At 58.0% G+C, this 13747-nt stretch carries 12 protein-coding genes; 4 read left to right on the top strand and 8 right to left on the bottom strand.

Annotated elements, in window-relative coordinates:
* Positions 1 to 272 precede the first annotated feature (272 nt).
* Positions 273 to 1457 (top strand): acyltransferase family protein, encoded by a 1185-nt coding sequence (locus AC0NIH_RS10180; RefSeq protein WP_473468749.1) that lies wholly within the window; start codon positions 273 to 275, stop codon positions 1455 to 1457.
* 50 nt (positions 1458 to 1507) lie between these two features.
* Here AC0NIH_RS10180 and AC0NIH_RS10175 read toward each other — a convergent pair whose 3' ends face one another.
* The 4 genes from AC0NIH_RS10175 to AC0NIH_RS10160 form a co-directional block, all read right to left on the bottom strand.
* Positions 1508 to 2182 (bottom strand): Crp/Fnr family transcriptional regulator, encoded by a 675-nt coding sequence (locus tag AC0NIH_RS10175; RefSeq protein ID WP_051410536.1) that lies wholly within the window; start codon positions 2180 to 2182, stop codon positions 1508 to 1510.
* Between the two features lie 220 nt (positions 2183 to 2402).
* A complete protein-coding gene (locus AC0NIH_RS10170; RefSeq protein ID WP_084018938.1) occupies positions 2403 to 3176 on the bottom strand; it encodes a LuxR C-terminal-related transcriptional regulator in 774 nt (257 codons plus the stop codon).
* Positions 3177 to 3662: 486 nt separating this feature from the next.
* Positions 3663 to 5255, bottom strand: coding sequence for an FAD-dependent oxidoreductase (locus AC0NIH_RS10165; protein WP_023768878.1), 1593 nt, complete (start codon positions 5253 to 5255; stop codon positions 3663 to 3665).
* Positions 5256 to 5311: 56 nt separating this feature from the next.
* The gene (locus tag AC0NIH_RS10160; RefSeq protein WP_023768877.1) at positions 5312 to 5728 is read right to left on the bottom strand and encodes a Ros/MucR family transcriptional regulator; all 417 of its coding nucleotides are present in this window, start codon (positions 5726 to 5728) and stop codon (positions 5312 to 5314) included.
* 566 nt (positions 5729 to 6294) lie between these two features.
* Here AC0NIH_RS10160 and AC0NIH_RS10155 point away from each other — a divergent pair.
* The gene (locus AC0NIH_RS10155) at positions 6295 to 6885 is read left to right on the top strand and encodes a hypothetical protein (protein WP_286437985.1); all 591 of its coding nucleotides are present in this window, start codon (positions 6295 to 6297) and stop codon (positions 6883 to 6885) included.
* 111 nt (positions 6886 to 6996) lie between these two features.
* On the opposite strand, the gene AC0NIH_RS10150 is transcribed toward AC0NIH_RS10155, so the two are convergent.
* On the bottom strand, positions 6997 to 7257 hold the full coding sequence (locus tag AC0NIH_RS10150) for a hypothetical protein (RefSeq protein WP_156934420.1): 261 nt from the start codon (positions 7255 to 7257) through the stop codon (positions 6997 to 6999).
* Between the two features lie 477 nt (positions 7258 to 7734).
* Between AC0NIH_RS10150 and AC0NIH_RS10145 the strand changes: the two genes are divergently transcribed.
* Positions 7735 to 9741, top strand: a complete 2007-nt coding sequence (locus AC0NIH_RS10145) for a DUF4838 domain-containing protein (RefSeq protein WP_473468745.1) — start codon at positions 7735 to 7737, stop codon at positions 9739 to 9741.
* Positions 9742 to 9860: 119 nt separating this feature from the next.
* On the opposite strand, the gene AC0NIH_RS10140 is transcribed toward AC0NIH_RS10145, so the two are convergent.
* Both AC0NIH_RS10140 and AC0NIH_RS10135 read right to left on the bottom strand, forming a co-directional pair.
* Positions 9861 to 10157 carry a hypothetical protein gene (locus tag AC0NIH_RS10140; RefSeq protein WP_013893285.1) on the bottom strand — a complete coding sequence of 99 codons (297 nt, stop codon included), beginning with the start codon at positions 10155 to 10157 and terminating at the stop codon, positions 9861 to 9863.
* Between the two features lie 1413 nt (positions 10158 to 11570).
* Positions 11571 to 11852 carry a hypothetical protein gene (locus tag AC0NIH_RS10135; RefSeq protein WP_031250176.1) on the bottom strand — a complete coding sequence of 94 codons (282 nt, stop codon included), beginning with the start codon at positions 11850 to 11852 and terminating at the stop codon, positions 11571 to 11573.
* Between the two features lie 913 nt (positions 11853 to 12765).
* Between AC0NIH_RS10135 and AC0NIH_RS10130 the strand changes: the two genes are divergently transcribed.
* Positions 12766 to 13053: a hypothetical protein gene (locus AC0NIH_RS10130; RefSeq protein WP_156937908.1), complete on the top strand. Its 288-nt coding sequence runs from the start codon at positions 12766 to 12768 to the stop codon at positions 13051 to 13053.
* A 193-nt stretch (positions 13054 to 13246) separates the two neighbouring features.
* Here AC0NIH_RS10130 and AC0NIH_RS10125 read toward each other — a convergent pair whose 3' ends face one another.
* On the bottom strand, positions 13247 to 13678 hold the full coding sequence (locus tag AC0NIH_RS10125) for a hypothetical protein (RefSeq protein WP_473468741.1): 432 nt from the start codon (positions 13676 to 13678) through the stop codon (positions 13247 to 13249).
* Between the last annotated feature and the right edge of the window lie 69 nt (positions 13679 to 13747).

Below are 13747 nucleotides of genomic sequence, written 5' to 3'. Positions count from 1 at the left end.
GCCGTTTTGGCGTCCTGGCTGCCGAAAAGCCCGCCGATTCCGACCCGGTGTAGGTCACGCCCCGCCCCGGCTGCGGTTCAGCTCTCGCCTGCGGCCAAGACGGGTTCCGTTAATGTCCGCGATCCTGCTACGCGGCTGCTTGATCATCGGGTGGAGTTTTCCCACGCCAGCCCACTACTTTTGGGCAGGGGTGTCCTTCGAATTCCTGAGCATTGCAAAATCTGGATCGGTGTAGGTTGGAATGGTCTGCGGGGTCCAATTTGAAGGCTCAAATGGCTGTTGCGCATCCCCCTTCCCTGAAACCATCGGACGCACCGCATGTCCTGCGCGACGCATCCGCGAAACCAGTTTCCGACAAGTCATTCAATGTGGCTGCGCATGGGCTTCGTGGTGTCGCTTCGCTTATGGTGTTCTTCGCGCATCTCCTGGGCGGCACGGCGGAGCATATCTACGCCTCGAACGCCGCCTATGTAGCGGCCATTGGGCCTTTCTGGAATTTCGGCACCTTCGGTGTGTGCCTTTTCTTCGCTATCAGTGGCTTCGTGATCCTTCCGAGTGCGCTGCACTACAGTCCCCGTGAGTTTGCCGCCCGACGGTTCCTGCGCGTCTACCCGCTGTTCTTCGTTCTTAGCGTGCTCTACGTCGCACTGAACGCCGCGACAAACCTCTATCCCGAGACCAACAATCTCACCGCAATTCTCGCCGGACTGACGTTCCTGAATCTTTTCGCCCACACAGAGCAGCTGACGCCGAATGCCTGGAGCCTGACGTTCGAAGTCTGGTTCTATGTGTTCACCGGTGCCTTCGTGTTCTTCGCCATCCGTCGCCCCAACAAGCTTGGGTTGGCCGCTCTGGGTCTTCTCGCGGTGCTCTTTATCGCCAGATATCCGATTGCCCTGTATTTCGTTGCCGGCGGCCTGATCCGTCTCGCCTACGATCGATATGATTGGATGCGTGTCGGTCGCCATCGGCTGGCCGAGAGCGCGGCGCTGGCAACGTGCGTCTTCATATCCACTCGCGGCCACTATGACTATCACTGGTCCGATTTCCAGAATGCCGAAGTGCCATTGCTGGTCGCTGCGACGGCGCTTTACTTCGGCCTTGCGGTGTCGCGAAACAGCTTGACTGCGCTGCTTCTCGGCAATCGGCTTCTTCGCTACTTCGGGACGGTCAGCTACAGCCTTTATCTGGTGCATCCCTATACGTATTTTCTGACCCGCTCCCTCTTTTCGCACGCTCACCTCTTCACCGCCAACGTCGTCGTCTCGATGGGCGCCTTCATTGTCGCTGCAAGCGCTATCACCTGGATACTCACGCATCTCGCGAACCGCAGCCTCGAACTGTGGCCCTATGAGTTGGTCTATCATCAGAAGATCTACCGCTCGACATCGCAGCAGAATGCCGTTCGGACGTGGCTTGGCTTAGGCACCAAACGCTTCGCATGGCTGCGGGGATAATGCAGGGCTGCGACGGTCCATGGCCCGAGACCATGGCTGATCATGAGAGATTAATCGTCGGACTTGGAGAGCAGGTCCGTCAAGCGAGACACGTCGGGCACAAAGAGTTCCTTTGCGCGGCGCAGCACAATCCCGACACTCTGCAGATAACTGAGTTCGCGGGCCACCGCTTCCCGATGCGTGCCGATGCGATTGGCCAGATCCGTATGGGTGGGAATGGGAGAAATCATCGCCGAACCGTCAGTGTCGATACTTTCAACACACAAGCGCAGCAGTTCGCTATGCACGCGTGATCGAACGCTGAGTGTCGAGAGTTCAACGATATGCTCGACAAACGAGTGCTGGCGCTCGACCAGCATTTGGACGATGGCCTGAAGCGCCTCGGGATCGTTCTTGATTATATCCAGGAAGGCCCGATTGCCGATGGAGGCAATGGTGCATGGTCCTGCGGCTTCGATCGAATAAGGCACCGCAAGAAGGTCCCCGCTTAAAGCCACTTCATTGACGAGCGATCCCTCGTGCGCCGATGGGAGCCATACAATTTTGCCTGTACGGGTATAGACAGGGAAGCGAAGCTCACCCTCCAGAAGAAAAAATACTCGATCGACCCTTTCGCCGGCCGGAATCAAGACATCGCCGTCTTCGAGATGGAACCAATGACAGCGTCGGTTCATCTCGGCCAGCGTGGAAGGGCGAACGGCATGGAAATGCTCGATATCGCTCAAGTCCGGGCTTTGCGATGTGTTCCTTTCGGCTGTGGGAGTGGTTTCCCTCTCCGTCTGCGGAACAGCATATCGATCTAGCGGCTGTTTCAACTTTCCTCGCACCCTGCAAAATGTCGAGTCTTTGTCAGGCTCTCCAATTCGAGGGCCTGACAAAGCCAACCGGCACCGTTGCCGCGGGCAAAAGAAATCATCATTTTTTGACCGAGGCGGCAGCCATGCCTCAATTTCGTATGCTCACACCATCATAAGGCGTTGTGTTGAGGATGTAGGCTACCTCGGTACGATTTCTCGCGCGAAGCTTTTTCATGACATTGCGAATATGCACCTTGACCGTGCTTTCGCACATGTTGAGCTCGTATGCGATCACCTTGTTTGCCTTGCCCCGCCGCAACGCTTCGATCACCGCCATCTGGCGCGACGTGAAAACATTGTCGCCCTGCGGCTGCTTCGCGGGTTGGCTGTCCTTGATCGCCTGGCTCGAACTAAAGAGGACGCTCGGCGGTACGAAAGTCCCTCCTGCCGCGACAAGCTGAATAGCCTTTGCCGCAACCTGCAAGCTGACGCTTGTTGGGATGTAACCGCGTGTCCCGCTTTCCACTGCTTTGACGATATCGTCAAAGCTTTCGATATCCGAGAGCATTACGATTCCCAGAGAGGGTCTGGTTGCCTTGAGATGGGCAATCCGCGACAGATGATAGTCCGCCTGAGAATTCGACCACATGACGCATAGCAACACGGTCGAGACGCGTTCGGTCTCCTCCGGGCTGGCAGCGTCAAACGCTTCGACCGTAGGATAGCGCTGGATACGAAATGATGGCTCGATGAGTTCGAGGCTTCTGGCGAAACAGTCGCACATCAGCGGTCTGTCATCGATGATCGCTATCTCCATCTCCTCCCGTGAGGGAGCAGGTCCGATATGATTGGCATTTGCGACAGATGAATAGGGAGCCAAGTCGGTTTTGACCGGCTGATCGGTAATGGACAGAATTGTCATAGCTTATCCCCAACCCAAAGGTTCAACTCCAGTACCCACGGAATTCACCCCAACGGAGAATCCGCTTCGAATACCCACCTCCTTAAGGTATTAGTAATAACTTGCAGATCGATGAGGCGGTGTGACAAAACGCACACCCCGAATATAATCGCATATTTTTAGCAGGATTAGAGCCGGGACGGCAAAATGTCGTAGTGGCAAGGCTGCCTCCACCAAAAGGTGTATCCTCAACGAAAAGGCTGCCGGGGGTTGATCCGCATGCAATCTATAACGAATTGCAAAGGAGGATTTTACGTGACGTCGCTTTTAAAACTGTAAATTTTCACATCCATATCCAAAGCACGTAAAGTAAACCTGAAATTATGCCATTGTGAAGTAAAGTGTATCTTGGAAGACACCTCATGCCGGACTCCGAGCAACGAGCCGTCAGGCTGGTCAAGCCTCCGAGCGCGGCCTCCGTGAGCTCCTCCAATATGGAATTGACCTCTATTCGAGCCATTGCCGCAAGTGTCGGCCCAATTTAATGGCAAGCGCGACAATCGTCAGGGTGGGCATATCGTTTCCCCCGGTTGGAAAAACGGAGCTCCCGGCGACAAAAAGGTTCCCGAGGCCGTGAACCTGGCACGTGGCATCGACCACGCCAGTCCGCGGATCGGCGCTCATCCTCGTTGTGCCCATGTGGTGCCTCACCCATCGGTATGGGATATCGTCTCCGCCTGGGGGCACCTGTGTGCTCGATCGAACGTCGCTTCTGTGGCCCAGCAGCCGCATCTCGTCGGTGATGATTGTCTGCACGCGCTCGAGTGTACGCCGAACGAGAGGCCCCACCCTCCATTCCAGCTTCACGCGCGGAAGACTGAATTCGTCAAGTCTTGTATCGAGCGTAACCCGGCTTTCCGGGTCCGGCTCTTGTTCGAGGATCGTGTCAAAATGAAAATGTCTTACGCGCCCGCGTGAGTGCCCAAGGCGCTCGATGGCTGACGCGACCGACGCTGCGGGATGTCTGAGGATGGTGCGGCCACTCTTGATGAGGTCGCGATGGAGGCGCCCCTTCCGCAGCCAAAAGGCAAGATAATGCAACGCCTCGGAGCCACCCAGATCATTGGCGCAAGGTCCCGGCTTGATCCACGTCCGGGAGCCCAGAAGGCGTTCACTTTCACGAATCTCCGGGCGCAGCGCCAGCCCGAATGCACCGGTCACGCCGCAGTGCTCTTGCTCCGACAAATAAGGCCTCCGCGCCACAATGGATGGCACGTGAAGGGCCAGCGCGGTGTCGGGATGGCAGACCTGCAGGCTCCCCCATTTCACGCGCGGATGCTCCATGAAATAGCGGCCGACCAGGTCGTACTGGTTGCCTATGCCATTCGGCGTCTGCCGGTTTGAAACCAGGAGCAGGCGCGCGTTTTCGATCCCGCCGCAGGCCAACACAAAGGACCGTGCCTGGATCCGGAATCGCCTGTTTGGCGTACTGGCCACCTCGATGGAGCGAACCCATCTTCCCGAGGAGTCGGTGTCTAGCCGCAAGGCCGTGGCGTGCAGGAAAACCTGCACGTTTTTTGCCCTTTGCAGCCTGGCGCGCAATGTCGCCCCCAAATCCGGGACGGGACTGAGAAAGCATCGTTCGGAAAACAGTGGTCCGGTCATAGGCAGAGCCGCGGAGGCAGGCCATTCGGCTTGCAAGTCGTCGATGCCTAGCAAATCGGCGGCCGCCTCATAGTGAGGGAGGAGCGAGTTGCGATCGACAGGCCATCCGCTCATCGGTATCCAGGACCGAGGCTCGAAATCGGCGTGGTCCAGCATCTTGCACCACCCACCCCAACCAGCCCTGCCGGTACTTCCGCCGAACTGGCGGATCCTGCAAAGGTCCAGCGCCTCATAGGGTCTGCCTACAGAGCGGCCGCGCGACAGTCTTTGGCGCCAGTGTTCGTATGTCAGACCGCCGCTTTCGATGATGCATATGCGATGCCGTGTTCCTTCGAACTGCGAGGCGAGCGCCAAGCCCGCCGCACCCGCGCCCACGATGCACAGATCTGCCTCCAGGCAAGCGCCTTGGGGAACGCCGTCGCAATCCTCAATCATGGCGACGTTGAACGGACAGCAGGCGCGGCAAAATCGTCACCGGTAGGACCATACGGTCAGGTTCGTGAGGTCTGATCACTGGCGATCCGTTGTCCAAGCCTGATCCTCTTTGCCGCTTGCGAACGCAGTGCGGTGAAATTCGGCGCCACCAACGGGTAGTCAGGCGGCAAACCCCATTTCCTGCGATAGTCGGCCGGTGTCATTCCAAGCGATGCCAGATACCGCTTCAGCGATTTCATCCTGCGTCCATCCTCCAGGCTGATTATGAAATCCGGAGTCACCGATTTGCTGATTGGTACGGCGGGAACGACCTTTGGTTTGCTTTTTTCCGGGCCTCCCGCGAGGGCCTGCAAAGCGCGGCCGACATTTTCCACCAAATCCACCAGATCAGAAGGTGAGGCCCGGTTCCTGCTGACAAAGGCCGAAACAATCTTGGCAGTTGATTCCAGGTGATGGACGGGGTCAGTGGCCATGGATCCGCTCTCGACTGACGATGGTTATCGTCCGTGGCCAAATGCGGGGCCTGTTTGGATCACTCGTTTGCCGAACTTTCCAACATCAAATCGGGAGCAGATGCTCCTGATCCTCCCCGCCTTTGGAACCCTTCAATGGCATCCGCAGGGGCCATTTCTGTCAATTGCCCTTGGCGGCGCTGAATCCATCCAAAAGTGGTAACCGGCAGTGACAGCCAATGTGCCCCTCCATTGCCATCGCGACCCGTCGTGCTGCGGTTGCTTGACGTTTTCTTGAAGATCGCCAACATCGATGCGCCTTCTACACGACGGCGATTGAAATATCGGATGCACATTTCCGCATTCTTAGGCGTAGGCCATTTTAACAGCGGCCGACTGCTACACAATTACGATAGAGGCATGATGGCATTTATCTTTTTATTACTTTATATAAATCGAGATTTTACAGGTATAATCTCGTATCAAACTGTCATTAAATGTGTATGACTCGATCGTGATTGTGAATAAACTTTCTTCGAGAATCTGATTATTAAGTATGCGGGGGAGCTTGGATATCAGGAGACGATATGACCATTAAAGTTACAACTACGGCAAAGTTGCTGGTGGGGGCGTTCTTTGCTCTGGGAACCATAGGGATTTCCAATGCCGGCGCAGCCGGGGAGTCTGGCGTCCAGGTAAGCTCGCCTAGCGAGACCGGGGCCAAAGCTGGCGGCGCCGGTGAAACCGGCGGCAAGGCTGGCGGTGCTGGCGAGACCGGCGGCAAGGCTGGCGGCGCTGGCGAGACCGGCGGCAAGGCTGGCGGCGCTGGTGAGACCGGCGGCAAGGCTGGCGGCGCTGGCGAGACTGGCGGCAAGGCTGGCGGCACCGGCGAGACCGGCGGCAAGGTTGGCGAGACCGGCGGTACGGCCACTACCCTTAGCGCTGCGTCGAGCGAGACCGGCGGCACTGGCGAAACCGGCGGCAAGGCCGGTGGCACTGGCGAGACCGGTGGCAAGGCTGGCGGCGCTGGCGAGACCGGTGGCAAGGCTGGCGGCGCTGGCGAGACCGGCGGCAAGGCTGGCGGTGCTGGCGAAACCGGTGGCAAGGCCGGCGGCGCCGGCGAGACCGGTGGCAAGGCCGGCGGCGAGAGCGGCAAGGGCAGCGGTGGCGCTGGCTAGGCCGATAGAAGCTTGAGACTATCGGGTGCCGGTAATGGTTGTTCCCTTATCGGCATCCGTGTCCAACAACTGGCGCAATTCATCCGCGCAAGCAGCAAGTCCCATCACTGGTCACCAGTCCGAACCGGCATAGCGCGCGGCCTCCTTCCACAGGGCGAGCGCAACCTGTGGGGAACGGGCTTTCACCTCGAAATCTTGACCTTTGTATTTCCCGGCCGCGACCCAAACTGTTTTTGAGCGCTGATAAACAGTGACGCCTATAGCGCCGGCGAGCGTTCGCCATTGTGGATCATTTGCATTCATACATTCCAGCCCCCGCGATGTAAGAAGCAACGAGGGATGCCAGATTGGAGTTCCAAGGAATGTGATCATTTTAACACTTCCCGATCCGAACCTTCCATTCGGCAACCGAAACAACCCGCCGCTGGCGTGAGCGGCGGCATCGATCCGGTCCTCGACGATTGCAAGCCACCAGGGGCCAGGCACTCCCCCGACCAAAAGTCTAGCAAGAACACCCAAAAGCCTGTCTGGGATCGTTGGGTCTAGCGGCGATACCATCCACCTCATGATCTGCGCGTAACAGCAGCCGCTTCGCTTGGTGCGCAACGCTTGATCGCCCGCCGCACCAACATGCGGCGAGCAATTCTCATCGGATGGTGCGCATGCCTGTATCGCCAAAAGCCTGGATCGCCAAAAGTCCCTTCGCCTTCGGGCAGAATTCAGCGCGGTTTGGCCCTCTTCATCTCCGGAGGACCGACAGCGTCCCCTGCGATTCATGGGAGCGTGCACCGTCCTTGTCCAGAAGAAGGTCCACCCTGTTGGATGATCGGCCGTAGGTAAGGTCTTGCTATGCGGGCACTGTCGCGAAGGACGTTTGGGCAGGGAGCCATATTCGGCTTTCTGCACTGGCTGGGCGCTGGCAAGGCAGCCGGCGCGTACGCTCAGCCAGGCGATGGTGTGACGTTGGTGGCGGGAGGCAGACCCGCCGTCACGCTGGTTATCCCGGACAGGCCGAAGGACTCCGTCCGCTATGCTGCCGTGGAGCTCGGCTGGCATATCGAGAAAGCGACCGGCTTCCAACCTGCCATGGCGACTGAAAGCGAGGTGACGTCGGCGAGCCTGGGCAAAGCCCATGTCTTTCTGGGCGATACCCGGTTTGCCCGAAAGGCCGGCATCGATTCCGACGCATTGGAGCCGGAATCGTGTGCAATCCGCACCGTCGGCCGCCATCTCTGTATCGCGGGGCATGACACGAGCGGCAGCCCTCTTGATGAGGACACCTCCGCGGGAACGCTCTTCGGCGCATACGAACTTCTCGATCGCTACTTCGCGGTTCGGTGGCTATGGCCAGGCGAACTGGGAACGTTTGTTCCAAGAGCGGAGTCCGTGGTCGTTCCTCTTCAAGACCATGTCGTAACGCCTCGATTCATGCAGCGCCACGTGCGCTCGGCTGCGGGCTTGAAGGCCAAGAATCATCCCGAGATGGGCTTCACCGCCGCGGCGGCTGAAGAATACATGAACGCGCAGGCAACATTCCTGCGTCGCAACCGCATGGGCCGCCGAATCCCGGCGAAGTACGGCCATGCCTTCGTGGACTGGTGGCGGCAGTATGGCGCCGAGCATCCGGAATGGTTTCAACTGGTCAACGGCAGACGAGGCCCCTCAAGGCTGGGTGCGCGCTTTTCCATGTGCATTTCCAATCCGGGTCTGCGCGAAGAGATTGTCGCGCAGTGGCGCGAGCATGGAGGCGATACCCCTAGGCACCTCCCAACCTTCGTCAATGCTGTCGAGAATGACGTGTCTGGCCAATGCGAATGCGATGCATGCAAGGCGCTCGATGGCCCGGAGCCACCGGATTATCGAAAATTCATTCCGTCGAAATCAAAGATCGCCAGCAAGCCTTTCGTATCCGACCGATATGCGCGTTCATGGCAAGCCATCCAGCAGATCGCCGCGAAATACAATTCGAACTCGGTTGTCGTCGGCTACGCCTACATGAACTACTTCGCCGCTCCGACCTCGGGCATAAAACTGGGGCCGAATATCATGATCGGATTTTGCCCGTCATCCTGGTTCTATCCCCGAAGCGGCGACGAGCAGGATTGGATGAAAGCCCAGTGGCGAGGATGGGCGGAAACCGAGGCCAGGCTTTTCATGCGGACGAACTATTTTCTGGACGGATATTGCATGCCGCACATATTTTCCAGCCAGTTCGCCGACGAGTTTCAGAGCGCCGCGAACAACGGAATGATCGGGACCGATTTCGATTCGCTGACAGGTCATTGGGCGACGCAAGGCCCAAACCTTTACCTGTTGCTCCGCTTGCAGATCCACCCCGACATGCCTGCCGGCTCCCTGCTGTCAGAATATTACTCCGCCTTCGGACCCGCGGCGGCTGACGTGAGGAAATATTTCGACTTCTGGGAGGCGTATACGTCCGGTGGGCGTGCCCGGCTGCGTGACACCTTCGAGGCTCTTGGGGCTTCGCGTTGGCGAAGCTGGGCGAAAGCGGCGCATGCGATCTATCCAGAGGAGAGCTTTGCGCCGGCCGAAGCATTGCTCGACAAGGCAGCCTCCTCCGCGGCGGCAGACCAGCAAGCGTCAAGGCGGGTGCAATTCCTTCAATTGGGATTGCAGCACGCGAAATTGTGCTCTTCGGTTGCCGCCAAGCTTACGCTCGGCGATCCGGAATCCAGCTACGAGAGAGGCAAGGTGGAATTGCAAGCGCTGTTGGAATTTCGACGAGCGCACGAGCGCACGTGGGTATCCAACATGAATCACTGCGCGTGGGTCGAGAGCACCAGCTGGGCCCTTCCCGGCGCTGCAGTCCAATTGCAGGCGCCCGATCCGGAGTGATCTTCTTCAAGCAGCGAAACTTCCAGCCTGGCCTTCGGTCACCAACAGCGAAGGCACCCCGCCAGCATGCACGCTGGCAAGGGTGCGCTCTTTACGACCTGGCAGGATCGGCAGGGCGGTCAGCCGCCCTTGCTGCCGCCACCGTCTCCAGCGCCGCCGGATTTTCCCCCGGACTCACCGGCGCCGCCAGCCTTGCCGCCGGACTCACCGGCGCCGCCGGCCTTGCCACCGGTTTCGCCAGCACCGCCGGCTTTGCCAGGTTCTGCAGCGCGCCCTGCCTTTCCGGGTTCTGCGGCGCGACCTGCCTTGCCTGCTTCCACAGACTTAATTTTGGTCGTCGATTCGGCAAAGCTAGTCGTCGAGACGGATGCGACAGATACAGCAAGAGAAATTGCGGTAAGAATGCGAATGATCATGATAAGCCTCCTTAACAGGGTGACATTCAGCCCCGGAGGATCTTGTCGTGTATTTTTCCGGGAAGATCGAGTCTTGTTCGAGGATGAGCCCGTCGGCATGTTTTATAATTAGTGAAAAAATTTTCAGACGACATTTTACTCATTTCTCTTTCAAAATAGGCGCATTAGCGATTTCTTGGATATCTGCCTAAAACTTGCAACTCAATGTGATCGGTCGCAACAGTCGCCTGCATCGATCGCGTGGACCAGCGCCCCGGCGTGGCGCCGCCAAGTAGAAGATGACGTATCTATTTAAAACTCCGGGGAGTTGGATCGTCAGCTCGGTTTGACTGTTCGTCGCATTCTTGACGTCCGGACCGACAAGCCCCAAAGTTCAGGGGCAACCATTTGTTAACTATCTCACCATGTTGTGGTGATGGTTGCGTGCAGTGCTGCACTTTGGGCAGGCACATAGCAATTCCGTCTATCCGTCCCGATCTTAAGGCTTGTGCCCGATGATCGACAGGTCAATCGGGCCGACCACGCATGAGCCGGGATGGCCGGCGCCTGGGGCTGCGAATGGATGCTTAGGCGTCGGAGATCCCGTCACTAAATCCGCTGACCAGCATATCGAGCGGCTTCCATCCACAACGTGAGTGCAACCGCGGGCGAGCGGGCCTTCACCTCGAAAAGTCGGCCTCGGTAGCTTCCCGTGGCCACCCACACTGTTTTTGAACGTTGAAGGATCGTAACCCCAAGAGCATCCGCCCGATGGAAAATCTCGTCGTGATCGCGATGCATTTGCTCTGGCCTTTGGCTCCTAAGAATTGCGGGCGAAGGTGCTCCCTCATTGGCAAACCATAGCTTCGTCTACGTTCATATTGGGGCGCTGTCATTTGCATTTGACATAGATGCCCGCTTCGTACGAATCCGTCATAGCATCCCAACAGTCGCTATCACCGTGCAAAGCCACCGCCTTGATAGGTCAGCAGCCTGCCGCACCCTCATCGCCCATGGGACTTCAGTCTTATTTGCGTTATTGCTAATATGTCTATAATTTGAGCAGTGCGGGGGACACCCAAACCAACCCGCAGTGGCCGGTGTGGCGCAAATCAAGCTGCCCAACGCAGCGCAGCCGCACCGGCCATTGGTTCCCAAAAGCCTCGGCTTTGTCGTCATACGGTTGCAATGACATCTCGACTGCGGTGCCTTCCGACACATGCGAGGAAGCCGCGGGGTCTAATCGATCGGCTCGCCACCCAAAGACCTGAGTTGTCGATAGACCGTCAAGGGATCAGATTGGGACTAGGTTGCACGTTGATGAGCGCGCTACCGATCCAAGAAGCCGACACGCAGGCCAAGCCGATCATATCGACGATGGGACGCTCAATCGGCCGAAGACTAAACGGAGCCAAGACTTGCCGTCTTGTTTCATCACATAATCTTCAGCCTTGGCCATTTTCTTACACCAGCGGCCAATCGCCGACGGAGTTCCTGGGAAATAGCGCGAGCAGTAGCCGCTGCCTCTTCATCGTCGTCGATATCGTCTTCAATCAGCATAGCCAGCGTTTCGACATCGTCGAATGGAAATTCATCGGCGATGTCATCGGCAGCACCCCGTATCACCTCGGCATGGGCACATACGATTTCGGCGGGCTCTTCCAACATCCGCAATTGCCGGAACAGCGATGCAATAGTTTCGGATTGTTGGGACATCGCTCCATGCCTCCGTGTGGGGCAGGAGTAAGTCTATGGCTCCCAAGCGCTAGCGCCCAAAATATTTGCTAACGACAGCACTCCTTTTAGGGTTTCGTGCAAAACCCGTAAAGTCAACTGGCGAAGAAAACTGTTCACAACCCAAGCCAGGGCCGCGCGTCCCGGCAACAGGGACAGACCATTCGCGCTCCTGGTCCCTGCGGCGAGCCGCCGAGCTTGAGCCGTCTCGCGACTGCGGATGCTCGAGCTTAAAACGCCGAACCTCTATAACGTGTCGCTTCCTTCCACAAAGCGATCGTTGGCTTTGGAGCACGCCCCTTCACCTCGAAAGTACGGCCACGATAGCTTCCCCTGGCCACCCAAACTGTTTTTGAGCGTTGATAGATGTTGATGCCCAACGCGCATGCTCTTGCAAGCAATTCTCTATCATTTCGCATTTTGATCGACCTCGTCACGGCTCCTTGAAAGTTGAGATAACAATGATGCCCAGAGTTTGTTGCAGTATCGTGTCGGACCCCATTCCGTTAGGTAACCTGTCGTCACGAAGGGCCGATGCTTCCGCGTTCGCGAGGCGACCCATCTAAGAAACCCGCCGCCCCATTCACGGCAGCGACGGGCCGCCCCTGTGATTTTTGGGACTTGCCGGGCGTTGGGTCCCTGCCACCACCAAACCATTAGATAGACCTCATGTTCCTGGATCGTCGCGATGGTACTTTTTTGACGATTCATCGTCGCACGGGCGAAGCTGCGTCATGCGGCGCAGCCAGCGCGCGGTGAGTTTTGAGACTACATTCCGCAGGTGTAGAGCTTCACAGTTCTTGGGCCTAAGCGGGTGGCTGCGCGTGCTTGCGGTCGCTAAGCTCCCGAATGACGTGGCGAGTTCCTCAGCCCTTTGGTCGCTGAGCTTCACCCCATGGCGGAAGCCCACTGTCCAAATGGAGAGGCGGAACAAGACGCATCCCGTTTAAATTGGGCCTCGCTGACCATGGAGGCCCGCTTGAGGTTCATCGCGTTGCAAGATCCGGCCGACAACTGGATGGTGTATGATCTACATTCCGAGGTTCCGGCGGAATTCACTTGCAAAGTGCTCTACGGTCTCTCGCGCGAAGAAGCAGAGCATCTGACCGTTCTGGCCAATGCGAAATTTCGATCCAGAACAGCTATCGCGGAGCCCATGCTTGGCCGACCGGCGCTGGGTTGAAGTATCACACGCCCCTCACAACGCTGGATATGGGACTGGTAGCTTCCTGCCCGGATTTGTGCCTGGGGGATGCGCCGGATGGCTCGGGGAAAGGCGGCAGCGCTCTCCCGCGACCAAATCATGATTAGAGTTGACTCGGGCGTCGAGCAAGGCAGCGGATCGTGCTGTGGCAGGCTGCGATCCCCCCTTGCGTTCAGTGCATCATCCTTTGCCTTAGCCAGGCAATAAACCTGTTCCCGCCAATCGTTGCGCGGACCCGGTTGGCAGCCCAGCCCGCCTTCATCATAGCGCCGACGTGACAATCGCAGACGATGTCGTGCAGTTGCCAGTCGCTCAGCCCGAAGAAGCGTTTTGCCTCACCATAGCTGTCGTCTTTCAAGCCCGATGCGCGCAGCACCGGATCTTCGAAGGCCACAGCAATTGCCGATCCTTCCCCACGCACGCTGTCGCGTTCCTCCAGGCGCAGATATTCGGTGCCTGTAAACGCTGCAAGACGTCGCTCGGGATGTTGTTCGAGAAGTTCGGCCCAACGTTCGATACGCTGGTTCCGCGTCATCTCCGAATACGCCGCCGAGGATTGAACCTTGGCGACGGCATGCAGTTGGTCGAGTGTCTGATGTTTCATGGCAGCCTCCTGTCGAGAGCGAGAAGCACCCACGCCTTCAGAGAAATTATCGCGCGGCGATGCCCCGAC

It is taken from the genome of Mesorhizobium sp. WSM1386, from assembly GCF_055901595.1.
The sequence above is the reverse complement of the archived record's forward strand: the minus strand, read 5'-3'. Positions and strand labels throughout refer to the sequence as shown.